The 22,912-nt window shown below is 71.0% G+C and carries 25 protein-coding genes; 23 read left to right on the plus strand and 2 right to left on the minus strand.

Annotation, left to right across the window (positions count from 1 at the left end; translation table 11 throughout):
* The first annotated feature begins 133 nt into the window (after positions 1–133).
* The 6 genes from C2865_RS05730 (at position 134) to C2865_RS05755 (ending at position 6,372) form a co-directional block, all read left to right on the plus strand.
* A complete protein-coding gene (locus tag C2865_RS05730; protein ID WP_106397179.1) occupies positions 134–835 on the plus strand; it encodes a redox-sensing transcriptional repressor Rex in 702 nt (233 codons plus the stop codon).
* Complete coding sequence (locus C2865_RS05735) at positions 832–2,157, plus strand: glutamyl-tRNA reductase (RefSeq protein ID WP_106397180.1); 1,326 nt, start codon at positions 832–834, stop codon at positions 2,155–2,157. Before C2865_RS05730 ends, C2865_RS05735 begins: the two co-directional genes overlap by 4 nt.
* On the plus strand, positions 2,154–3,056 hold the full coding sequence (gene hemC, locus C2865_RS05740) for a hydroxymethylbilane synthase (RefSeq protein WP_106397181.1): 903 nt from the start codon (positions 2,154–2,156) through the stop codon (positions 3,054–3,056). The genes C2865_RS05735 and hemC overlap by 4 nt, the downstream gene beginning before the upstream one ends.
* Complete coding sequence (locus tag C2865_RS05745; RefSeq protein ID WP_106397182.1) at positions 3,053–4,597, plus strand: bifunctional uroporphyrinogen-III C-methyltransferase/uroporphyrinogen-III synthase; 1,545 nt, start codon at positions 3,053–3,055, stop codon at positions 4,595–4,597. Before hemC ends, C2865_RS05745 begins: the two co-directional genes overlap by 4 nt.
* Positions 4,594–5,562, plus strand: coding sequence for a porphobilinogen synthase (gene hemB, locus C2865_RS05750; RefSeq protein ID WP_106397183.1), 969 nt, complete (start codon positions 4,594–4,596; stop codon positions 5,560–5,562). The genes C2865_RS05745 and hemB overlap by 4 nt, the downstream gene beginning before the upstream one ends.
* A gap of 162 nt (positions 5,563–5,724) precedes the next feature.
* Positions 5,725–6,372 (plus strand): bifunctional DNA primase/polymerase, encoded by a 648-nt coding sequence (locus C2865_RS05755; protein ID WP_106397184.1) that lies wholly within the window; start codon positions 5,725–5,727, stop codon positions 6,370–6,372.
* Positions 6,373–6,477: 105 nt separating this feature from the next.
* Here C2865_RS05755 and C2865_RS05760 read toward each other — a convergent pair whose 3' ends face one another.
* Positions 6,478–8,157 carry a serine/threonine-protein kinase gene (locus tag C2865_RS05760; protein WP_198652944.1) on the minus strand — a complete coding sequence of 560 codons (1,680 nt, stop codon included), beginning with the start codon at positions 8,155–8,157 and terminating at the stop codon, positions 6,478–6,480.
* 212 nt (positions 8,158–8,369) lie between these two features.
* Here C2865_RS05760 and hemL point away from each other — a divergent pair, with 212 nt between their 5' ends.
* The 8 genes from hemL to C2865_RS05800 all read left to right on the plus strand — a co-directional run bounded on the left by hemL (position 8,370) and on the right by C2865_RS05800 (position 15,319).
* Complete coding sequence (gene hemL, locus C2865_RS05765; RefSeq protein WP_106397186.1) at positions 8,370–9,677, plus strand: glutamate-1-semialdehyde 2,1-aminomutase; 1,308 nt, start codon at positions 8,370–8,372, stop codon at positions 9,675–9,677.
* A gap of 18 nt (positions 9,678–9,695) precedes the next feature.
* Positions 9,696–10,328, plus strand: a complete 633-nt coding sequence (locus tag C2865_RS05770) for a histidine phosphatase family protein (protein WP_106397187.1) — start codon at positions 9,696–9,698, stop codon at positions 10,326–10,328.
* Positions 10,329–10,379: 51 nt separating this feature from the next.
* Positions 10,380–10,922: a TlpA family protein disulfide reductase gene (locus tag C2865_RS05775; RefSeq protein WP_106397188.1), complete on the plus strand. Its 543-nt coding sequence runs from the start codon at positions 10,380–10,382 to the stop codon at positions 10,920–10,922.
* Positions 10,919–11,671: a cytochrome c biogenesis CcdA family protein gene (locus tag C2865_RS05780; protein WP_106397189.1), complete on the plus strand. Its 753-nt coding sequence runs from the start codon at positions 10,919–10,921 to the stop codon at positions 11,669–11,671. Before C2865_RS05775 ends, C2865_RS05780 begins: the two co-directional genes overlap by 4 nt.
* The gene (gene resB, locus C2865_RS05785; protein ID WP_106397190.1) at positions 11,672–13,210 is read left to right on the plus strand and encodes a cytochrome c biogenesis protein ResB; all 1,539 of its coding nucleotides are present in this window, start codon (positions 11,672–11,674) and stop codon (positions 13,208–13,210) included.
* 4 nt (positions 13,211–13,214) lie between these two features.
* Entirely contained in the window at positions 13,215–14,156 is a 942-nt protein-coding gene (gene ccsB / locus C2865_RS05790) for a c-type cytochrome biogenesis protein CcsB (protein ID WP_232835382.1), read from the plus strand.
* A gap of 63 nt (positions 14,157–14,219) precedes the next feature.
* Entirely contained in the window at positions 14,220–15,029 is an 810-nt protein-coding gene (locus C2865_RS05795; protein WP_232835383.1) for a hypothetical protein, read from the plus strand.
* An 11-nt stretch (positions 15,030–15,040) separates the two neighbouring features.
* Positions 15,041–15,319: a hypothetical protein gene (locus tag C2865_RS05800; protein WP_106397191.1), complete on the plus strand. Its 279-nt coding sequence runs from the start codon at positions 15,041–15,043 to the stop codon at positions 15,317–15,319.
* Here the strand turns inward: C2865_RS05800 and C2865_RS05805 are convergent.
* Positions 15,316–15,513: a BldC family transcriptional regulator gene (locus C2865_RS05805; RefSeq protein ID WP_106397192.1), complete on the minus strand. Its 198-nt coding sequence runs from the start codon at positions 15,511–15,513 to the stop codon at positions 15,316–15,318. The two genes, C2865_RS05800 and C2865_RS05805, sit on opposite strands and share 4 nt — an antisense overlap.
* 295 nt (positions 15,514–15,808) lie before the next feature.
* Here C2865_RS05805 and C2865_RS05810 point away from each other — a divergent pair, with 295 nt between their 5' ends.
* The 9 genes from C2865_RS05810 to nuoE all read left to right on the plus strand — a co-directional run bounded on the left by C2865_RS05810 (position 15,809) and on the right by nuoE (position 22,895).
* Positions 15,809–16,756 (plus strand): threonine ammonia-lyase, encoded by a 948-nt coding sequence (locus tag C2865_RS05810; protein WP_106397193.1) that lies wholly within the window; start codon positions 15,809–15,811, stop codon positions 16,754–16,756.
* A gap of 50 nt (positions 16,757–16,806) precedes the next feature.
* On the plus strand, positions 16,807–17,043 hold the full coding sequence (locus tag C2865_RS05815; RefSeq protein ID WP_106397194.1) for a DUF4229 domain-containing protein: 237 nt from the start codon (positions 16,807–16,809) through the stop codon (positions 17,041–17,043).
* A gap of 10 nt (positions 17,044–17,053) precedes the next feature.
* The gene (locus C2865_RS05820; RefSeq protein WP_106397195.1) at positions 17,054–17,767 is read left to right on the plus strand and encodes a demethylmenaquinone methyltransferase; all 714 of its coding nucleotides are present in this window, start codon (positions 17,054–17,056) and stop codon (positions 17,765–17,767) included.
* A 185-nt stretch (positions 17,768–17,952) separates the two neighbouring features.
* Positions 17,953–19,203, plus strand: a complete 1,251-nt coding sequence (locus tag C2865_RS05825) for a geranylgeranyl reductase family protein (RefSeq protein ID WP_198652946.1) — start codon at positions 17,953–17,955, stop codon at positions 19,201–19,203.
* Positions 19,204–19,314: 111 nt separating this feature from the next.
* Positions 19,315–19,674: an NADH-quinone oxidoreductase subunit A gene (locus tag C2865_RS05830; protein WP_106397197.1), complete on the plus strand. Its 360-nt coding sequence runs from the start codon at positions 19,315–19,317 to the stop codon at positions 19,672–19,674.
* 5 nt (positions 19,675–19,679) lie between these two features.
* Complete coding sequence (locus C2865_RS05835; RefSeq protein ID WP_106397198.1) at positions 19,680–20,234, plus strand: NuoB/complex I 20 kDa subunit family protein; 555 nt, start codon at positions 19,680–19,682, stop codon at positions 20,232–20,234.
* Positions 20,231–20,872, plus strand: coding sequence for an NADH-quinone oxidoreductase subunit C (locus tag C2865_RS05840; protein ID WP_106397199.1), 642 nt, complete (start codon positions 20,231–20,233; stop codon positions 20,870–20,872). The genes C2865_RS05835 and C2865_RS05840 overlap by 4 nt, the downstream gene beginning before the upstream one ends.
* Complete coding sequence (locus C2865_RS05845; RefSeq protein ID WP_106397200.1) at positions 20,869–22,227, plus strand: NADH-quinone oxidoreductase subunit D; 1,359 nt, start codon at positions 20,869–20,871, stop codon at positions 22,225–22,227. The genes C2865_RS05840 and C2865_RS05845 overlap by 4 nt, the downstream gene beginning before the upstream one ends.
* A complete protein-coding gene (nuoE, locus tag C2865_RS05850; RefSeq protein ID WP_106397201.1) occupies positions 22,224–22,895 on the plus strand; it encodes an NADH-quinone oxidoreductase subunit NuoE in 672 nt (223 codons plus the stop codon). The genes C2865_RS05845 and nuoE overlap by 4 nt, the downstream gene beginning before the upstream one ends.
* The last annotated feature ends 17 nt before the right edge of the window (positions 22,896–22,912 follow it).

The following is a 22,912-nucleotide window of genomic DNA, read 5'->3' on the forward strand; positions in this document are numbered from 1 at the left end:
ACCGGCCCGCTAGCTGGGGGATCGGCGGAGAACCCCGTTCACGGACTTTGTGCATTCGTTCACAACGGGGTTAACCTGAGGGAAACTACGCCTCTCCCGGTGGGAGGCCGCGCAGAGAGGCCGTGCCACCGCGATGAGTCCCCGGCAGACGAACGCGAGGGCCCTCAAGGACTCCGCCAAGGGGATCCCCGAGGCCACCGTGGCGCGGCTGCCCGTCTACCTGCGGGCCCTGCAGGGCCTGAAGGACCGGGGCGTCGCGACGGTCTCCTCCGAGGAGCTGGCGGCGGCCGCCGGCGTCAACTCCGCCAAGCTGCGTAAAGACCTGTCCCACCTCGGCTCGTATGGCACACGCGGAGTCGGGTACGAGGTTGAGTACCTCGTGTACCAGATCTCACGTGAACTCGGTCTCACCCAGGACTGGGTGGTGGCCATCATCGGGGTGGGTAACCTGGGCCGGGCCCTCGCCGGTTACGGCGGGTTCGCTTCCAGGGGATTCCGGGTGGCCGGACTGCTCGACGCCGACTCCTCCATCGTCGGCGAGCGCATCTCCGGGCTCACCGTGGAGCACACAGACAAGCTGGAGACCATCATCAAGGACCAGGGCGTGTCCATCGCCGTCATCGCGACCCCCGCGGCGGCTGCCCAGGCGGTGTGCGACCGGGTGGTCGCCGCCGGGGTCACCAGCGTGCTCAATTTCGCCCCCGTCGTCCTCACCGTCCCCGAGGGCGTCGACGTCCGCAAGGTCGACCTGTCGATCGAGCTGCAGATCCTCGCGTTCCACGAGCAGCGTAAGGCCGGCGGACCGCATGAGGAGTACATCGAGGTACATCCATGAGCCTGCTAGTCGTCGGTCTGAGCCACCGGTCGGCCCCCGTCGCGCTGCTGGAGCAGACGTCGATCACGGGTGACGACCTGGTCAAGCTGCTGCACGAGATCCACGACGCCGTCAGCGAGGTGATGATCGTCTCGACCTGCAACAGGGTCGAGGTGTACGCCTCGGTGGACAAGTTCCACGGCGGCGTCCAGCTGGTCTCCGAATCACTCGCCCGGCACTCGGGGGTGCCGCTGGAGGAGCTGTCCCGGCACCTGTACGTGCACTACGAGGACCGCGCGGTCCAGCACGCCTTCACCGTCGCCTGCGGCCTGGAGTCGATGGTCGTGGGCGAGGGCCAGATCCTCGGCCAGATCCGCTCGGCGTTCCGGTTGGCGCAGGCCGAGGGCACCATCGGGCGCACCCTGCATGAGGTGGTCCAGCGGGCGCTGCGCGTCGGCAAACGGGCGCACTCGGACACCGGCATCGACCAGGCGGGCGCCTCGCTGGTCAGCGTCGGCCTCCAGGTCGCCGCGGGCCATCTGGGCGACCTGTCCCAGTCCCGCGCCCTGGTGATCGGGGCGGGCGCGATGAGCGGCCTGGCCGTGGCCACCCTGGCCCGGGCCGGCGTCGCGGAGATCACGGTCGCCAACCGCACGTACGACAAGGCCGAGCGGCTGGCCGAGTCGGCCCGCACCGTCGGCGTCCCGGCCCGCCCGCTGCGGCTGGAGGACCTCGCCGGCGAGCTCAACTCCGCCGACCTGATCGTCTCCTGCACCGGAGCCGGGCAGGTGATCGCCCGGGAGCAGCTGGTCCCCGGGCGCCGCTTCATCCTCGACCTCGCCCTGCCGCGCGACGTCGACCCCGCGGTGCGGGACGTCGAGGGCACCGGCCTGGCCTCCCTGGACGACCTGCGCACCGCCGAGGAGGCGGCGCGGGCCATCGGCCCCGAGGCGGTGGAGGCGGTCCGGCAGATCGTCGCGGACGAGGTGGCGGCCTTCCTGTCCGCCGCCCGCGCCGCCGCCGTGGCGCCGACCGTGGTCGCGCTGCGCAGCAAGGCCGCCGAGGTGGTGGACCTGGAGCTGACGCGGTTGCGCGCCAGGCTCCCCGACCTCGACCCCAAGACCGAACACGAACTCGCGATGACCGTCCGGCGGGTGGCCGACAAGCTGCTGCACGCGCCGACCGTCCGGGTCAAGGAACTCGCCGCCGCTCCCGGCGGCGACTCCTACGCCGACGCGCTGCGCGAGCTCTTCGACCTCGACCCCACGGCACCTCAGGCCGTGACCCGCGCCGACCTGCCCGCGGGCAAGGGCACGGAGCGGCAGGAACGGAGCAAGGCGTGAGCACTCTGAAGCTGGCCACCCGCAAGAGCCTGCTGGCGATGACCCAGTCCGGGATGGTCGCCGACGCGCTGACCGCGGCCACGGGACGGCCCGTGGAACTGGTCGGCATCACCACCGAGGGCGACGTCAACAAGGCGCTGCTCGCCCAGATCGGCGGCACCGGCGTGTTCGTCAACCGGCTGCGTGAGGAGATCCTCGCCGGCTCGGTCGACTTCGCCGTGCACTCGCTGAAGGACCTGCCGACCACGCCCGCCGAGGGCATCGAGCTGGTCGCGCTGCCGCCGCGCCACGACCACCGCGACGCGCTGTGCGGCCCCGGCAAGCTGTCGGAGCTGCCCGCGGGCGCGCGGGTCGGCACCGGTTCGCCCCGCCGTGTCGCCCAGCTGCGGGCGCTGCGCCCCGACCTGGAGGTGGTGCCGATCCGCGGCAACGCCGACACCCGGCTGGCCAAGGTCTCCGACGGCGAGCTGGACGCGGTGGTGCTGGCCAACGCGGGCCTGACCCGGATCGGCCGCACCGAGCTGGTCGGCGAGCTCTTCGAGCCCGAGCAGATGCTGCCCGCGCCCGGCCAGGGCGCGCTGGCGGTGGAGTGCCGCGCCGACGACGCCGAGCTGATCGAACTGCTGCGGGTGCTGGACGACCCGGCCACCCGGGCGGCCGTCACCGCCGAGCGCGCCGTCCTGGCGGTGCTCGAGGCGGGATGTTCCGCGCCGGTGGGAGCGTTCGCACAGGTGGAGAACGAAGTACTGAGCCTGACGGCCACCGTCGTGTCGCTGGACGGCACCCGCCAGATCAGGCTCTCCGCGAGCGGCCACCCCGAACACGCCGCGGAACTGGGTCGCGAGCTCGCGGCCCGGCTCTTCGAGCAGGGGGCCGACAAGCTGATGGAGGGACCATGACCGTCACTTTCGTAGGTCTCGGACCGGGCGATCCCGGCCTGCTGACACTGCGCGGAGCCGAGGCGCTGGGCCGCGCGGACACGGTCGTGGTGAACCGTTCGAGCTGCCCCGCGGAGGTGCTCCGGCACTGCCGTCCCGAGGCCGAGGTCGTCGACGCCGACGAGCGCGACGCGGTCAAGCTGGTGTTGTCGGCGGCCCGCGACGGCGCGGTGGTGCGGCTGATCTCCGGGGACTCCGGGCTCGGCGGCAGGGCGGCGCGGGAGGCCGCCGCGTGCGCCGAGGAGGGCATCGCCTTCGAGGTCGTCCCCGGGGTGTCCGCGGTGACGGCGGTGCCGCAGTACGCGGGCATCCCGCTGCGCGACGAGCGGACCCGCGAGGTGCGGGTGATCGACGTGGCCGACGGCGGGGTGGACTGGACGGCCGCCGCGGCGGGCGAGGCCACCCTGGTCGTGCTGGGCGCCGAGGGCCAGGTGAGCGAGGTGGCCAAGCGGCTGATCGCCGCGGGCCGCAAGGACTCCACCCCGGCCGCCTACACCAGCCTGGGCAGCACCACCGAGCAGGAGACGGTGGTGACCACGCTCAACCGGCTGTACGCCGAGTCCAAGGGCATGGACGCCCCGGCGCTGATCGTGGTCGGCGACGTGGTGAACTGGCGGGAGAAGCTGTCCTGGTTCGAGACCAAGGCGCTGTTCGGCTGGCGGGTGCTGGTGCCGCGCACCAAGGAGCAGGCCGCCGACCTGTCGGAGCAGCTGCGCGCCTACGGCGCGGTGCCCCAGGAGGTGCCCACCATCTCGGTCGAGCCGCCGCGCACCCCGCAGCAGATGGACCGCGCCATCAAGGGCCTGGTCACCGGCCGCTACGAGTGGGTGGTCTTCACCTCGGTCAACGCGGTGAAGGCGGTACGGGAGAAGTTCGCCGAGTACGGCCTGGACGCCCGCGCCTTCGCCGGCCTGAAGGTCGCCGCGGTCGGCGACCAGACGGCGGCGTCGCTGGTGGAGTTCGGCGTGCAGCCCGACCTCATGCCGCCGGTCAACCAGTCCGGTGAGGGGCTGGTGGAGATCTGGCCGCCCTACGACGAGGACCTCGACCCGATCAACCGGGTGCTGCTGCCGCGCGCCGACATCGCGACCGACCGGCTGATCTCCGGCCTGACCGAGCTGGGCTGGGAGTGCGACGACGTCACCGCCTACCGGACGGTGCGGGCGGCTCCGCCGCCGCAGCCGATCCGCGAGGCGATCAAGGGCGGCGGGTTCGACGCGGTGCTGTTCACCAGCTCCTCCACGGTCAAGAACCTCATCGGCATCGCGGGCAAGCCGCACAATGTGACGGTCATCGCGGTCATCGGGCCGCAGACCGCCAAGACGGCCGAGGAGTACGGCCTGCGCGTCGACGTGATGGCCGAGAAGCCCGCCATCTCGGATCTGGCGGTCGCGTTGGCGGAGTACGGTGCGAAGCGGAGAGCCGCCCAGATCGAGGCGGGCGAGCCGCTGCGCAAGCCCAGTCAGATGCGGCGGGGGGCCCGGAAGAAGAGGTTCACATGATGATCGAGCGTCCGCGCAGGCTGCGCCGGTCGGCCGCGCTGCGGCGGCTGGTGGCCGAGACCCGGCTGAACCCGGCCGACCTCGTCCTGCCCGTGTTCGTCAAGGAGGGCATCGACGAGCCCGCCGAGGTCTCCTCGATGCCCGGGGTGTACCAGCACACCCGCGACAGCCTCCGCAAGGCCGCCCACGAGGCGGCCGAGGCGGGGGTCGGCGGGCTGATCCTGTTCGGCATCCCCGAGGTCAAGGACGAGCGGGGCTCGGCCGCCGACGACCCGCAGGGCGTCATGCAGCGCGCGCTGCGGGACCTGTCGGCCGACCTGGGCGACGCGGTGGTCCTGATGACCGACCTGTGCCTGGACGAGTACACCTCGCACGGCCACTGCGGCCTGCTCACCCCGTCCGGCGAGGTCGACAACGACTCCACGCTGGAGCGGTACGCCTCCATCGCGGTGGCGCAGGCCGAGGCCGGCGCCCGGATGGTGGCGCCCAGCGGCATGATGGACGGCCAGGTGCGGGCGATCCGCGCGGCGCTGGACGGCGCCGGATACCAGGACATCCCGGTCATGGCCTACTCGGCCAAGTACGCCTCGGCGTTCTACGGGCCGTTCCGCGACGCCGCCGAGTGCGCCCCGCAGTTCGGCGACCGCTCCTCCTACCAGCAGGATCCGGCCAACGCACGGGAGTCCCTGCGCGAGATCCGGCTGGACCTGGAGGAGGGCGCCGACATCGTCATGGTCAAGCCCGCCGGCGCCTACCTCGACGTGGTGCGCCAGGTGAAGGACGCGGTGGACGTGCCGGTCGCCGCCTACCAGGTGAGCGGCGAGTACGCGATGATCGAGGCCGCCGCCGCGCACGGCTGGATCGACCGCGACCGGGCGATCCACGAGTCGCTGGTCTCCATCCGGCGGGCCGGCGCCGACCTCGTCCTGACCTACTGGGCCACGGAGGTCGCCCGGCGCCTGTGAGGCCGGTGCCGCGCGGGTGAACCCCTGACGAACCCCGGGCGAACGCGCCCGGGGTGACCTGCGTATAGTCATTTGGAACCGTATCCGGGGGTCGGTACGCAGATTTACACCGTCTTTCGCCATGATCTGGGGAAAGGCGGTTCTCTCTTCGGGGGGCGATACATGTTGGCGGTCACCCGCAACACCCGCAACACCCGTAACACTCGCAACGCGCGCGCCGTGAACCTGCTGGTCGTGGCGGCGCGGGAGTACGCCGCGCGGGGCTGGGCCACCGTGGTGGGCGCCTCGGCGCCGGCCGCGGGCGACCGGGCCTGCTCGTGCGACCGGATCGGCTGCCCGCGACCGGGCGCCCACCCGGTCACGACGGGCTGGGCGCGCCAGGCGACCACCGAGCGCGAGACGCTCGACCGCTGGTGGGCCGTCAGCCCCGACGCCAACGTGATCCTGCCCACCGGCCGCGTCTTCGACGTCTTCGACGTCCCGGCGGGGACGGGCCGCGCCGCGATGGCGGCCATGGCGGCCGCCGGGATCGAGGCCGGGCCGGTCGCCGCGATCGGCGACGAGCGCTACCTGTTCTTCGTCGCCACCAGGGGCGCCCCGGAGGACGAGGACGAGTGGTGGTCCTGCCATCTGGACTGCTCGCCCGAGACCCTGGCCGACACCCCGGGCATGCGCTGGCACTGCCGGAACAGCTACGTGGTCGCGCCCCCGTCGGTGCTGCCGTCCGGACGCGAGGTCACCTGGGTGCGCCCGCCGGACGACGCCCCGCTGCCGGACCCGCTGCGCGTGCTGGAGTTCCTGGTCGACTGACCGCCGCACGGGCCGTGCGGGCCGCTCCGGCCCTCAGAAGACGCCGCAGCCCTCCTTCCCCAGGGGAAGGAGGGCTGCGGCGTTCTCGGGGGGCCTCGGGGGCTCTCAGCGCTTCACGGGGGACTTGATGGTGAGCTTGCCGCCCCACTTGGAGAAACCGGTGGTGGTGACGACCTTGGTCCTGCCCGCGGCGGTGATGGTCACCTTGAGGTGCTTGGGCAGCCAGCCGGAGCCGAGCTGGAGCTCGAAGGAGGCCTTGGCCTTGCGGTAGCCGGGCGCCACGGCGTCCAGGCCGGACGCCTGGGGCACGGTGCCGCTCCAGCGGTTGCCGTTGCGGGTGAGGGTCTCGGCGTCCTGCAGCAGGGCGCTCAGCGCGTCGGCGGAGGTGCCCCAGCGGGCCTGCTCGGCCAGCACGCCGTAGCCCTTGGCCTTGTCCCCCAGGGGGAGCTTCACCCAGGACGAGCCCTGCTGCAGGTAGCCCTCGCCGCCCAGGACGATCGCCTGCCGCTTGGCCAGCTTGGGGCCCGCGAGCGAGACCCGGTAGGAGTCGGCCTTGGCACCGCCGTTGACGCTGGTGACCTCCTTGCCCGCGACCCGGCGGAAGGACAGCGTGAACGTGCCCTTGTCGGTGATCGCGCCGGAGACCCGCCGGGCCAGCTCGGGGCCTTCGATCTCCTCGGCGGCCGGGGTGGCGGGGGAGGAGGTGGCCGGCCCCTCGGTGGGGGAGGCGGTCCCCGCCAGGCGGGAGGGGGAGACCGTCGGGCCGGAGGCGGGGTCGTCGCCGGAGCCGCTGAGCCCGTAGGCGACGCCGCCGATGAGCACCACGGCGGCGATCCCGGCGCCCGCGAAGACCAGGGGCCGCCGGTCGCGGCTGAGGTCCGGCGGCGCCGCGGCGGCCGAGGTGCGGGCGTCCGCCTTGCTCGGGGGCGGCGGGGCGGGCGCGGTGGCGGCCCGCTGGGCGAGTTCCCGCACCCGGGCGCGGCCGCGCTTCTCCCAGTCGGCGCCGAAGACGGGACTGACCGCCTCGTCGAGTTCGGTGAGGAACTCGGCGGCCGACGCGGGCCTGTTGCCGGGCTCCTTGGCCAGGCCGTGCAGCACCAGGGAGCGCAGCGGTCCCGGCACGTCGATGACGGGGATCGCGGCGTTGTTGTGCGCCCGGTTCAGCGCGCCGATCGAGGTGGCGGGGAACAGCCGCCGCCCGGTCAGGCACTCCACGAACACGCCCGCGGCCGCGTAGATGTCGGTCTGCGGGCTCTGCGGGGCGCCCTGCCAGCGCTCGGGGGCCTGGTAGACGGGGTCGCCCGCGGGGGCGCCCTTGCCGTGCGGCACCGCGATGCCCAGGTCCGAGAGCTTGGCCCGCCCGTCGGGGGCGATGAGCACCTTGTCCGGTGAGCAGTCGCCGTGCGTGATGTCCTTGCCGTGCGCGGCGGCCAGCCCGAGGAGGATGTCGCTGAGCACCACGACCGCGGACTCGGGGTCCAGCGGGTCGGTGAGCAGCCGCCGCAGGGGGACGCCCTCGAAGTACTCCGAGACGACCGCGGCCTCGGCCGGGTCGTCCTTGGCGGTGACCAGCTCGTAGACCTGGACGAGGTTGTCGTCCTCCAGTTGGGCCAACCGGTTCATCCGCCGGCTGAACTCGTCGTCCTTGTTCAGCGCGGGGGACAGGTAGCGGATCGTGACCTGGGTCCTGGTCATCTCGTCCGTCGCGAGTACCTGCCGCCCGGAGGCATCGGAGCCCAGCTCGCGTACGAGCGTGAACCCCGGTACCGCCCAGCCTTCCGTCACTTCAACCCTTCCCCGCCACACCTGCACGTTAAGTCGCCTTCATGGGTGGATACCGGCCATTGTGGCTCATGGTCAAGGTAGTTACCGGATTGTGTCGGCTCCGGCATCGCGGCGCGTCTCCGCGGTCGCCGCGCGCCGCTCCCCCGGCACCCACCGTGATCATGGTGGGTGCCCGGACGAGGACGGTGCCCGGGCGGTGGCAGACTGGTCGGGTGACTTCCAGCGAGCGATCTCAGCAGCTGTTCGACCGGGCCCGCGAGGTGGTGCCCGGCGGGGTGAACTCCCCCGTGCGGGCCTTCAGGGCGGTGGGCGGGACGCCCCGGTTCATGGCATCCGCGCAGGGCCCGTACCTGACGGACGCCGACGGCGCCACCTACGTGGACCTGATCTGCTCGTGGGGCCCGATGATCCTGGGCCACGCGCACCCGGCGGTGGTCGAGGCGGTCCAGGCCGCGGCGGCCCGCGGCACGTCCTACGGCGCGCCGACGCAGGGCGAGGTGGAGCTGGCCGAGGAGATCGTCTCCCGCACCCCCGTGGAGCGGGTCAGGCTGGTCAACTCCGGCACCGAGGCCACCATGTCGGCTATCCGGCTGGCCCGCGGCTTCACCGGCCGCTCCAAGATCGTCAAGTTCGCCGGCTGCTACCACGGCCACGTCGACTCGCTGCTGGCCGCGGCCGGCTCCGGCGTGGTCACGCTGGGGCTGCCCGACACCCCCGGCGTCACCGGCGCCACCACGGCCGACACGATCGTGCTGCCCTACAACGACGCCGTCGCGGTCGAGGAGGCGTTCACCGAGTACGGCAACGAGATCGCCTGCGTGATCACCGAGGCGTGCCCGTCCAACATGGGCGTGGTGCCGCCGATCGACGGGTTCAACCAGCTGCTGCGCCGGCTGTGCGACAAGGCGGGCGCGCTGCTGATCATCGACGAGGTGCTCACCGGCTTCCGGGTCACCCGCTCGGGCTGGTACGGCCGCGAGGGCGTGGCGGCCGACCTGTTCACCTACGGCAAGGTCATGGGCGGCGGCCTGCCCGCCGCCGCGTTCGGCGGCCGCGCCGAGGTCATGGACCACCTGGCCCCGGCCGGGCCGGTCTACCAGGCGGGCACCCTGTCGGGCAACCCGCTGGCCACCGCCGCGGGCCTGGCCACGCTGCGCAACTGCACACCCGAGGTCTACGCGAAGGTCGACCGGGCGGCGACCCTGGTCGGGCAGTGGGTGACCGAGGCGCTGACGAAGGAGGGCGTCCCGCACCGGCTGCAGGCCGCGGGAAATCTCTTCTCCGTCTTCTTCACCTCGGAGCGCGTGATGGACTTCGCCCACGCGCAGAAGCAGGACTCGGCGGCCTACGCCGCGTTCTTCCACGAGGCGCTCGACCGCGGCGTCTACCTGCCGCCCTCCTCCTACGAGGTGTGGTTCCTCAGCGCCGCCCACGACGACGCCGCACTGGAGCGGATCGCCGACGCGCTGCCGCACGCGGCGAGGGCGGCGGCCAAGAAGACCGGCTTGCCCGGGACGTGAGGGTAACCTGATCCAGCCATGACTGAGACCACCATCGTTCATCTCCTGCGTCACGGTGAGGTCCACAACCCCCGAGGCGTGTTGTACGGCCGTCTTCCGGATTTCCACCTCAGCGAGGACGGGCATCTGATGGCCAAGGCCGCTGCCGGCTGGTTCGCCGGCCGGAACGTCGCCGCGCTCTACACCTCGCCGCTGGACCGGGCGAGGGAGACGATCGCGCCCCTGGCCGCGGCCACCGGGCTCGATCCGGTGATCGACATGCGGCTGATCGAGGCCGACAACAAGTTCGAGGGCGAGGTCTTCCGGATGGGAAGGCTGGTCGACCCTCGGGTCTGGCGCCGGTTCGCCAACCCGTTCCGGCCGTCCTGGGGCGAGCCCTTCCAGGAGGTCGCGGACCGCATGTGGTCCTTCACCCAGGAGGCCCGGGAGGCCGCGCGCGGCCGGGAGGCGGTGTGCGTCAGCCACCAGCTGCCGATCTACACCGCGCGCAGGCTCGCCGAGGGGGTGCGGCTGTGGCACGACCCGCGCCGCCGCCAGTGCGGCCTGGCCAGCGTCACCAGCCTCGTCTTCGAGGGCGAGGCGCTGGTCCGGGTGGAGTACGCCGAACCGGCCGCCCATCTGGTCAGGCACCCGAGCATCCCGGGCGCCTGAGCCCGGGTACAGTCACGTACTACAGCTCGTAGTGCATGAGGAGTACCCCTGATGATCCGCCGTGCCGTCGCGCCCGCCCTCCTGGCGGCCGCCGCGCTGATGCTGGCCGCTGGTTGTTCCGGAGGCGGTACGGCTGCCGAACCGGGTGAGCCGATCCCGGCCGGCGACCGCCGCTCGCCCGCCGCCGCGGTCGCGGGCGAGACCCTGGAGGGCGAACCGCTCGACCTGGCCTCCTACGAGGGCAAGGTCGTGGTCGTCAACTTCTGGGCGTCCTGGTGCGGTCCGTGCCGTGCCGAGGCGCCGGCGCTGGAGGCGACCTACCAGGAGAACAAGGACGAGGTGGCGTTCCTCGGCGTCGACATCAAGGACACCAGGGACGGCGCCAAGGCGTTCGTGCGCAAGTACGGCAGCACCTACCCGAGCCTCTTCGACCCCGAAGGCAAGATCACCCACTCCTTCTCCTCGGTGAACCCGAGCGCGCTGCCGACCACCCTGATCCTGGACCGCGAGGGCCGGGTCGCGGTGCAGTTCCCGGGCATCGTGCACAAGTCCCGGCTCGATCCGGCCCTGGCGAAGATCGTCGCGGAGAAATGATCCTCGCCGCGGGAGTCGAGGAGACCATCACCAGCGGCACGCTGGCGCTCGCGCTGCCGCTGGCGGCGCTGGCGGGCATGGTCTCCTTCCTCAGCCCCTGCGTGCTGCCGCTGGTCCCCGGCTACCTGTCGTACGTGACGGGCATGACCGGCGAGGACCTGGCCGAGCGGCGCAGGGGCGGGCTCGTGACGGGCGTCGCGCTGTTCGTCCTGGGCTTCACGCTGGTGTTCATGGCCTACGGGTTCGTGTTCGGCGGGCTCGGCCACTGGCTGAAGTCCTACGAGGAAGTGATCACCCGGGTCCTGGGCGTGGTCACGATCGGCATGGGCCTGCTGTTCATGGGCTTCTTCGTCAACCTGCAGCGCACCTTCAAATCCGCCAGGCTGCCCGATCCGGGGCTGGCGGGCGCCCCCCTGCTGGGGCTGCTGTTCGGGCTGGGCTGGACGCCGTGCATCGGCCCCACGCTGACCGCCATCCAGTCGCTCGCCCTGTACGAGGCGACCCCGGTGCGCGGCGGGGTGCTCTCCTTCTTCTACTGCCTGGGCCTGGGCCTGCCGTTTCTGCTCACGGCGCTGGCGTACCGTAAGGCGCTCACCGTCTTCGGGTGGGTGAAACGCCACTACCGGCTGGTGATGCGGCTGGGCGGCGGCATGCTCGTCCTGATCGGGGTACTGCTGGTCACCGGGCTGTGGACCGAGTTGAACAACGAGCTGCGGGTGTGGATCGGCAGCTTCGGGACGGTGATCTAGATGGGTCTGACAGGGTGGCTGCGCTGGGGCTGGCGGCAGCTGACGTCCATGCGGACGGCGCTGATCCTGCTCTTCCTGGTGGCGCTGGCCTCGGTGCCGGGCTCGATCTTCCCCCAGCGGGGCCAGTCGCCGGAGCGGGTCGTCCAGTACTTCGAGGAGCACGAGACGCTCGCGCCCTGGCTGGACCGGCTGTCGCTGTTCGACGTGTTCGCCGCGCCGTGGTTCGCGGCGATCTACCTGCTGCTGTTCGTCTCGCTGGCGGGCTGCGTCCTGCCGCGCTCCTGGCAGCTCCTGCAGAACGTGCGGTCCCGGCCGCCGGCCGCGCCCAAGCGGTTCGGGCGGCTGCCGCAGAGCGCGGAGTTCCGCTCCGACGAGACGCCCGAGCAGGTGCTGGAGCAGGCCCGCCAGGCGCTGCGCAAGCGGCGGTTCCGCACGGTCGCGGACGACGGTTCGCTCGCCGCGGAGAAGGGCTACCTGCACGAGGCGGGCAACCTGGTCTTCCACCTGTCGCTGCTGGCGCTGCTCTTCGCCGTCGGCCTCGGCGCGATGTTCGGCTACCGGGGCAACCTGCTGCTGACCGAGGACACCGGCTTCTCCAACTCGGTGGCGTACTACGGCGAGTACCACCCCGGGCACATGGTCGACCCCGACGACCTCGCGCCGTTCCAGGTGACCCTGGACGACTTCGAGGTCGACTTCGTCTCCTCGGGCGAGCAGGTCGGCCAGGCCAGGGAGTTCACCGCGAGGATGACGTACCGCGAGAGGCCCGGCGCCGCCGAGCGCTCCGAGACGGTCAGGGTGAACCACCCGCTGGAGGTGAGCGGGGCGAAGGTCTACCTGCTGGGCCACGGCTACGCCCCGACCTTCAAGGTCACCGACGGCAGGGGGAACGTCGTCTTCGACGACGCGGTCCAGTTCCTGCCGATGGACTCGGCCAACCTCGCCTCCGAGGGCGTCATCAAGGCCCCCGACGCCGAGCCTCAGCAGCTGGGCTTCCAGATGATGTTCTGGCCCACCGCCGCGCCCACGCCGGACGGCTCCTCGGTCTTCTCCTCCTTCCCCGGCCCGCTGAACCCGATGGTCGCGGTGGTCGGCGCCTTCAAGGGCGACCTCAACATGGACTCGGGCGACCCCCAGTCGGTGTACGAGCTGGACGCCGAGAAGCTGGAGATGGTGAAGGTCGAGCGCAGGGCGATGGGCGTCGGCGAGACGCTGAAGCTGCCGGACGGGGCGGGCGAGATCACCTTCACCGGCTTCAAGGAGTACGCCTCGCTGACCGTCACCCACGACCCCGGACGCGTCCCGGCGCTGGTCGCCGCCTCGCTGGCGGTCGCGGGCCTGGTCGTCTCGCTGATGACCCGGCGCCGCAGGGTGTGGGTCCGTGCGAGCGCCGGAGAGGACGGGCGTACGGTGGTCGAGGTCGGCGGCCTCACCCTGGGTACCCCCACCGTCGAGTTCGACGACCTGCTGCGCGAACTGCGCCCCGAGGAACCGGAACCGGAGCCGGAACCGGCCTCCGCCGGAACGATCAAGGAGTGACACGGTGGTCGACACCGAACTCGCCGACCTGAGCAACAACATGTTGCTCGGCGCGGTCCTGCTGTACGTGGTGGCGATGCTGGGCTACGCGGCGGACCTGGCCTTCACCCCCCGCCCGGCGAAGGCGCGGGCCAAGGAACTCGTCGGCGCGGGCGCCCCGGTGGAGGGGAGCGCCGACGACGGCGCCGAACCCGCCGCCGCCCCGCGCCGCGACTGGGGCCGGTTCGCCGTGGTCATCACGGTGTTCGGCTGGCTGCTGCACGCCGGCGGCGTGGTCTCCCGCGGCCTGTCGGTCTCCCGCTGGCCGTGGGGCAACATGTACGAGTTCGTGGTGGCGATCTGCCTGGCCGCGGTGGCGGGCTTCCTGGTGCTGATGATCCGCAACAAGGCGCGCTACCTGGGCGCGTTCGTCATGCTCGCCGTGGTGCTGGGCCTGGGCGCGGCCACCATCTGGCTCTACCAGGCGCCCGGCGAGCTGGTCCCGGCGCTGAAGTCCTACTGGATCGCCATCCACGTCGGCGCCGCGATCGTCTCCTCCGGCGGGTTCACCGTCGGCTTCGTGGCCACGCTGCTCTACCTGGCCAAGGCCCGGCACGAGGAGAAGGCCAAGGAGGGCTTCCTCGACCGGCTGCCCGGCTCCACGGTCCTGGACGACCTCGCCTACAAGGCGACCATGTTCGTCTTCCCGGTCTGGACGTTCTCCATCATCGCGGGCGCGATCTGGGCGGACGAGGCCTGGGGCCGCTACTGGGGCTGGGACCCCAAGGAGACCTGGTCGTTCATCGTCTTCGCCATCTACGCCGGCTACCTGCACGCGCGGGCGACCGCGGGCTGGAAGGGTCGCAAGGCGGCGGTCGTGGCCACCGTCGGCTACGCGGCGCTGCTGTTCAACCTGGTCGGCGTGAACATCTTCCTCGAAGGCCTGCACTCCTACGCCGACGTTTAATGTGATCTTGTGCCTTTTCACGCTTGAATGGATGGAAGTGTCCATGAGGAGCGGGAGAAGGCCATGCGCTGGGGTCGACACCGGAGATCCGCCGACACGTCCCCGCGGGTCTCGCTCACCGAGGTGCGGCCCCGGGAGTCCCAGCCCAGGGACCAGGGCGGGCGGTTCCGCGCGGCGGGCCGCGACTACAGCGCCTACGAGCTGGACGAGTCGCCGGAGGAGCCCGAGAAGTCCTTCCGGGTCCCTCCGCACTCCCCGGACCATCCCTGGGGCGGGGACGGCAGGCTGCACTGCGGCCCGCTGGAGTCGATCCTGCACCGCCAGTGGGACCTCGCCGAAGGCTCTCCGCCGCCCGAGGTGATCCGGGCGGTGGAGAGCCTCGCCATGCTCCCGGAGCGGCTGAAGCTGAAACTGGCGGTCGGGCTCGACGGCATCTACGTCGGACCCGGCGGAGTGCCCGATCTGGACGACATGGGCGCTCTCAAGGGCAGGAGCCTGCCCTCGGGGCGCGCCACGTGGGACATCTGCGCGGGCGCCTACGGCAACCGCAAGGTGGTGGTGGGGGACCGTCCGTCCCCCACCCCGGATGTGATGATGCACGAGATCGGCCACGCCTTGGACGACGTGGACGATCCCGAGAACGGATGGGTCTCCGACGGAGACGACTTCCAGCGGCTCTATATCGCCTGCGTGCCATTCCTGCAGAGCGACTTCCATCACCAGAAGGGTGTGCTCGGAAGGCGCGAATTCTTCGCCGACGCCTTCGCCGCCATCGCCTCGCACCAGCGTCCCGCCCTCGTCGACATGCTGGGCGGCAACATCCGCCTGGCACTCGACGTGATGCTCTTCTTCAACCGCCGGTACGGAATCTGAGGGGTACGAGGATGTACGTGATCAGACTCGCCAACGGGAGGCTTCTCGTGCCGCACGGCGAGCTCACCGAGTCGGACGAGATCGTGCAGGCCTACGTGGAGATCGGCCCGGACGATCCCGACTACGAGCGGTTCGCCGAGAAGGCGCGCACCGAGGAGGAACTGGCCGGAATGCGTGAGCGGTGGCGGCGTGATGACGAGGCCCTGCGCCTGCAGTTCGAGGAGTGGAAGGCGAATCTGCCCGAGGAGTCCACCGGTCCCGGAACCCCGCCGGGGCCGGTGGGTGACTAGCGGACCTCCGCCAGCGGCTCGTCTCCGCGCAGCAGCGCGTGCACCTCGGACTCGCGGAACCGTCGGTGGCCCCCCGGAGTACGGATGCTGCTGATCCGGCCGGCGGCCGCCCACCGGGTGACCGTCTTGGGGTCTACCCGGAACAGGGCCGCTACCTCACCGGGGGTCAACAGACGCTCACTAGTGCTTTCCACGGATTCTCTCCCCTTTTGTCCCGCTCTGGACGCGGGTGGATAGATTCCAAGTGTGCCGGGTCGAGACCGATTCATGCCTTGTTTTCGGAAAACATAACTTTGAGTGACGCCCCGAACAGGCATTATCTCGTAAAGTAACAATGACATGCCTCGCAGCAGTCCCCCGAAGCCCGCTGACACCACCCTTGACCATGGCATACGCCCTCGGACGGGGGGTCGCGGACGGTGCCGCCGGACCGGCGCCGGACGCCCCTCCTCCGGTGCGCGCGCCGTTCGGAGGGATAGGCTCCCGGGCATGTCCGATCTGGTCACCCTGGCGGAGATCGAAGCGGCCGCCCGCCGGCTGGCGGGGGTCGCGGTGCGCACCCCGCTCGTGCGCTACCCGGACGTGCCGCTGTGGATCAAGCCCGAGTCGTTGCAGCCGGTGGGCGCGTTCAAGCTGCGCGGCGCCTACGCGGCGATGACCTCCGCGCCCCTGGGCAGCCCGCTGCCCGCCGGGGTCGTGGCGCACTCCAGCGGCAACCACGCCCAGGCGGTCGCCTACGCGGCGCGGGAGCTGGGCGTCCGGGCGGTGCTGGTGATCCCCCACGACGCGCCGGAGGTCAAGGTCTCCGAGTGCGTCCGGCTCGGCGCCGAGGTGGTCCTGGTGGAGCCGACGATGGAGGCCAGGACCCGCACGGCCGAGCAGCTGGCGCGGGCGCACGGCTACGAGCTCATCGCCCCCTTCGACGACCGGCGGGTGATCGCGGGCCAGGGCACGGTCGGGCTGGAGATCATGGCCGACCACCCGGGGCCCGGGGTGGTGCTGGTGCCCGTGGGCGGGGGAGGGCTGCTGGCCGGCACGGCCGTGGCGGTCAAGAGCCTGCACCGGGGCACCCGGGTGGTCGGCGTCGAGCCGGCCCTGGCCGCGGACGCGCGCGACTCCTTCCTGCTGGGCCGCCCGGTGTCGTGGGACATGGCCGAGACCCGGCGCACGGCCGCGGACGCGCTGCGCGTCGACCGGGTCGGCGACCTCCCCTTCCAGCACATCACCGAGTACGTGGACGACATCGTCACGGTGACCGAGGAGGAGATCCGCGAGACGATGCGGCTGCTGGCGGTGCGCACCCGCCTGGTCGCCGAGCCCGCGGGGGCCGTGGCCGCGGCGGCGTTCCTCTTCCACCGGGACGAGCTGCCCCCGGGCGAGGGAGTGGCGGTCCTGTCGGGCGGGAACGTGGACCCGGCACTGCTCTTCCCCGCCTGAGGGCACCCTGAACCAGGGCTCGCCCGACCTGGGGATAACCTCGAAGGACCATGCGTTCAGTCATCGTCTACACCCTCGCGCGCCTCCTGCTCGTCGCGGCCACGGCCGCGATCCTCTATCTGATCGGCCTGAGCGGCCTGCTGAACCTCGCGCTGGCCTTCCTGATCTCCGGAGTCGTGAGCTACGTCGTGCTGTCCAGGCAGCGCGACCAGGTCTCCGTCGCCCTCACCTCCAAGATGCGACCCCGGCGCGAGGGCACCGCCGGGGACACGCCCGTCGCGGATTAGGCTGCTCCCCATGACCCGCGCTGATCTGGACAAGAAGCCCTCCGACGTGGCCGCGATGTTCGACGACACGGCCGAGCGGTACGACCTGCTCAACACCCTCATGACGGGCGGCCAGGACCGCGCCTGGCGCAGGGCCGTGGCCCGCGCCGTCGACGCGCGTCCCGGCGAGCGGGTCCTGGATCTGGCCGCGGGCACCGGCACGTCCACCGCCGCGCTGGCCGAGAACGGCGCCGAGTGCGTCGCGTGCGACTTCTCGCTCGGCATGCTCCAGGTCGGCACGCGGCGGCAGGAGGGAAAGAGCGGTGTGACGTTCGTCGCGGGCGACGCGCTCCGCCTGCCCTTCCGCGACGCCTCCTTCGACGCCGTCACCATCTCCTTCGGGCTGCGCAACGTCGCCGACACCGAGGCCGCGCTGCGCGAGATGCTGCGGGTGACCCGGCCGGGAGGCCGCCTGGTGATCTGCGAGGTCAGCCACCCGACGAACCCGCTGCTGGCCGCCGGGCACCGGCTGCACCTCAAGGTGGGGCTGCCGCTGCTGGCCAGGGTGAGCTCCAACCCCGACTCCTACACCTACCTGGCCGAGTCCACGCTGCGCTGGCCGGACCAGCCCGCGCTGGCGGCGCTGGTCGCCGGGGCCGGCTGGGAGCGGGTCCAGTGGCGCGACCTCACCTTCGGGGTCGCCGCGATCCACCGCGCCCGCAGGCCGCAGGACGTGCCCGCCTGAGGGGGTCGCCGTGACCTCCGCGCCGTCCGGTGTTTCACCTGGTGAAGTCGGCGACGCTTCAATTACCGAACAGTAACAGCCTCGCCAGTCCATCCCTTGCGCAACGGGTGTAGCCTCGCAACGAAGGGTGCTTGTGAAGTAGTTCACAAACGCACTTGCCGCAGCGTAGCGAAAAGGGTTGGAAGTTGAGCGAGCATTCCCCCGAAGCCGCCGACGTGGTGGTCGTGGGCGCCGGTCCTGCCGGCTCCACCACGGCCTACTACCTGGCACAGACGGGTCTGAAGGTCCTGCTCCTGGAGAAGGCGACCTTCCCGCGGGACAAGATCTGCGGGGACGGCCTCACCCCCCGGGCGGTACGGCAGCTCATCGCGATGGGCGTGGACATCAACGCCCCCGGCTGGATCCGCAACAAGGGCCTGCGCATCTACGGCGGGGGAGTGCGGCTGGAGCTGCCCTGGCCCGAGCTCGCCACCTTCCCCGACTTCGGGCTCGTGCGCCCGCGCATGGACCTGGACCAGCTGCTGGCCGAGCACGCGGTGAAGGCCGGCGCCACCCTGCTGCAGAACACCACGGTCACCGAGCCGATCATCGACGAGCGCACCGACCGGGTGGTGGGCGTGCGCACCAAGGACGGCAGGGAGTTCCGCGCGCCGCTGGTCGTGGCCGCCGACGGCAACTCCGCCCGGCTCGCGCTGGCCATGGGCATCCGCAAGCGCGAGGACCGCCCGATGGGCGTGGCCGTCCGGCGCTACTACGAGACCCCGCGCCACGACGACGACTACCTCGAGTCCTGGCTCGAGCTGTGGGACGGCGAGCGGCTCCTGCCCGGCTACGGCTGGGTGTTCGGGTGCGGGAACGGCACCTCGAACGTCGGGCTCGGCCTGCTCAACACCTCCAAGTCCTTCCAGAACACCGACTACCGCGAGATGCTCCGCCGCTGGACCGCCGGAATGCCCAAGGAGTGGCAGTTCGACGAGGAACACGCGACGGGACCGACCCGCGGCGCGGCCCTGCCGATGGGTTTCAACCGGCAGCCGCACTACTCCCGGGGCCTGCTGCTGGTGGGCGACGCCGGGGGCATGGTCAACCCGTTCAACGGAGAGGGCATCGACTACGCGATGGAGTCGGGCCACCTGGCCGCCGACATCATCGTGCAGGCGCTGGCCAGGCCGACCGCGGCACAGCGGGAACGGGCGCTGTACGAGTACCCCCGCATCCTCAAGGAGGAGCACGGGGGCTACTTCACGATCGGGCGGGTCTTCGTGAAGGCCATCGGCGACCCGCGGGTGATGAAGTTCGTCACCCGGCACGGGCTGCCGCACCCCACGCTGATGCGGTTCACGCTGAAGCTGCTGGCCAACCTCACCGACCCGCGCGGCGGCGACGCGATGGACCGGATCATCAACGCGATGACCAAGATCGCGCCGAACGCCTGATTTCTGCCCACAACTGAACCCACCGGTACGGACCAATGCGCGTTCTCACTAGGATGATGCAGCTCACAAGGGTGAGATGCATCACGAGCTATGAGGGGGGTGTGTAAACCCGTGGACCTCTACTACCCGATCGTCGTACTGGCGGCGCTGGCGGCGGCCTTTGCCATCGGTTCGGTGATCATGGCGGCCTTCACCGGGCCGAAACGCTGGAACAGGGCGAAGCTCGAGGCCTACGAATGCGGGATCGAACCGACCCCGCAGCCGGTCGGCGGCGGACGCTTCCCCGTGAAGTACTACCTCACGGCGATGCTCTTCATCGTTTTCGACATCGAGATCATCTTCTTGTATCCCTGGGCCGTCGCCTTCGACAGCCTGGGGATCTTCGGTCTCATCGAGATGGTGCTGTTCATCGCCACCGTCCTCGTCGCGTACGCCTACGTCTGGCGGCGCGGCGGCTTGGAGTGGGACTGATTCACATGGGTCTGGAAGAGAAACTTCCCAGCGGGTTCCTGCTCACCACGGTCGAGCAGGTGGCCGGCTGGGCACGCAAGAGCTCCCTGTGGCCGGCGACCTTCGGTCTCGCCTGCTGCGCCATCGAGATGATGTCCGCGGGCGACCCGCGGCACGACTTCTCCCGGTGGGGCATGGAACGCGCCTCGGGATCGCCGAGACAGGCGGACCTGATGATCGTCGCGGGCCGGGTCAGCCAGAAGATGGCCCCCGTCCTGCGGCAGGTCTACGACCAGATGTCGGAACCCAAGTGGGTGATCGCGATGGGTGTCTGTGCGTCTTCTGGAGGCATGTTCAACAACTACGCGATCGTCCAGGGGGTGGACCACATCGTACCAGTGGACATCTACCTGCCCGGATGCCCCCCGCGGCCGGAGATGCTGCTGGACGCGATCCTCAAGCTGCACGACAAGATCCAGAACACCAAGCTGGGCGCGCAGCGCGAGAAGCAGGTACAGGAACTGGAGCGGGCGAAGCTCCGGCAGCTGCCGCTGCTGGGCCAGGCGGGAGCGCGGTCATGAGCGACATCGTCCAGCGCCGCGGCATGTTCGGTGCGAGCACCACGGGCGACACCTCCGGGTACGGCAGGCTGGTGGTGCCCCAGCCGGCGCGGGAGTCCACGCCCCGTCCCTACGGCGAGTACTTCGACGAGATCGCGGACGAGCTGGACCGGTCCGGTTTCTCTGACGCGGTCGAGCGCGTCGTGGTTCATCGCGGAGAGATAACTTTCCACGTGAAGCGCGAACGGCTGCTGGAGCTGGCCAGGACGCTGCGCGACGAGCCCGCGCTGCGGTTCGAACTGCTGTCCGGCGTCTCGGGCGTGCACTACCCCGCCGAGACCGGCAGCGAGCTGCACGCCGTCTACCACCTGCTCTCGATCACCCACAACCGGCGCATCCGGCTGGAGGTCGGCGTCCCCGACGCCGACCCGCACGTCGACTCCCTGGTTCCGGTGTACCCCACGGCCGACTGGCACGAACGGGAGACGTGGGACTTCTTCGGGATCGTCTTCGACGGCCACCCCGCGCTGACCAGGATCGAGATGCCCGACGACTGGGTGGGCCACCCCCAGCGCAAGGACTACCCCCTCGGCGGCATCCCCGTCGAATACCGCGGCGCGGAGATCCCGCCGCCGGACGAGCGGAGGTCGTACTCATGACCACCACCTACGATGCCTACAAGGCGGGAGCCACCGACGACGGGGCGGCCGAGGGCCGGGTGTTCAACCTCGCCGGTTCCGACTGGGACGAGGTCGTCGAGGGCGCCAAGGACGGCGACACCGACGAGCGCCTCGTGGTCAACATGGGCCCGCAGCACCCGTCCACCCACGGCGTGCTGCGGCTCATCCTGACCCTCGACGGCGAGACGGTCGAGAAGGTGCAGGTCGGCATCGGCTACCTGCACACCGGCATCGAGAAGAACATGGAGTTCCGGACCTGGACGCAGGGCACCACGTTCTGCACCCGGATGGACTACCTGGCTCCGATCTTCAACGAGACCGCGTACTGCCTGGCGGTCGAGAAGCTGCTGGGCGTCACCGACCGCATCCCCGAGCGGGCCAACGTCATCCGGGTGCTCATGATGGAGCTCAACCGGATCTCCTCCCACCTGGTGGCGATCGCGACGTTCGGCCTGGAGCTGGGCGCGACCACGGTGATGCTCAACGGGTTCATCGAGCGCGAGTACACCCTCGACCTGTTCGAGGAGATCACCGGGCTGCGCATGAACATGGCGTACGTCCGCCCCGGCGGCGTCGCCCAGGACCTCGGCCCGGCCGCCATCGCCAAGCTGCGCGACTACCTCAAGCGCATGCCCGAGCGGTTCAAGCAGATGCGCAAGCTGCTGGACGCCAACCCGATCTACCTGGCGCGGACCAAGGACATCGCCTACCTCGACCTGACCGGCTGCATGGCGCTGGGCATCACCGGCCCGGTGCTGCGCTCCACCGGCCTGCCGTGGGACCTGCGCAAGTCCCAGCCGTACTGCGGTTACGAGACCTACGACTTCCAGGTGCACACGCAGGAGTCCTGCGACGTGTACGGCCGCTACCTCGTCCGGATGGCCGAGATGGAGGAGTCGCTGAAGATCGTCGAGCAGTGCGTCGAGCGGCTCACCAAGGGCTCGGCCAAGGACGGCCCGGTGATGATCGAGGACAAGAAGATCGGCTGGCCCGCGCAGCTGGCCATCGGCACCGACGGCATGGGCAACTCGCCCGCCCACATCGGGCACATCATGGGCGAGTCCATGGAGGCCCTGATCCACCACTTCAAGCTGGTGACCGAGGGCTTCCGGGTGCCGGCCGGCCAGGCCTACGCGGCGATCGAGTCGCCGCGCGGGGAGCTGGCCGCGCACGTCGTCTCCGACGGCGGCACCCGGCCCTTCCGGGTGCACTTCCGGGATCCGTCGTTCACCAACCTGCAGGCCACGGCCGCGATGTGCGAGGGCAGCTTCGTCGCCGACGTCATCGCCGCGGTCGCGTCCATCGATCCCGTGATGGGAGGCGTTGACCGTTGAGCCACTTTCCTGAGGGCTCCCCGTACGACGTGGAGACCAGGCAGCGTCTGGAGCAGGACGCCAAGGACATCATCGCCCGCTACCCGCAGCCGCGCAGCGCGCTGCTGCCGCTGCTGCACCTGGTGCAGTCGCAGGACGGGCACATCACCCAGGAGGGCGTGCAGTTCTGCGCCGACATGCTCGGGATCACCCCGGCGCAGGTCGTCGGCGTCGCCACCTTCTACACCCAGTACAAGCGGGCGCCGATGGGCGAGTACCACGTGGGCGTGTGCGTCAACACGCTGTGCGCGGTGCTCGGCGGCGACGAGATCTGGGAGTCGCTGAGCGAGCACGTGGGCGTCGGGCACGACCAGGCCACCGAGGACGGCAAGGTCTCGCTGGAGCGCCTGGAGTGCAACGCGGCCTGCGACTACGCGCCGGTCATGATGGTCAACTGGGAGTTCTACGACAACCAGACACCCGAGAGCGCCAAGCGGCTCGTCGACGACCTGCGGGCCGGACGCCCGGTGCCGCCCACCCGCGGCGCGGACGGCCTCTGCTCGTTCAAGGAGGCCTCGCGGGTCCTGGCCGGGTTCAACGACGGCCGCGCCCACGAGGGCGTCCAGGCCGGCCCCGAGTCCCGGATCGGCGTCGAGCTGGCCAAGGAGAAGGGCTGGGAGGCGCCGTGAGAGAGCGAAGCGAACGA

It is taken from the genome of Actinocorallia populi, from assembly GCF_002995495.1.
GTDB classification, from domain to species: domain Bacteria; phylum Actinomycetota; class Actinomycetes; order Streptosporangiales; family Streptosporangiaceae; genus Actinocorallia; species Actinocorallia populi.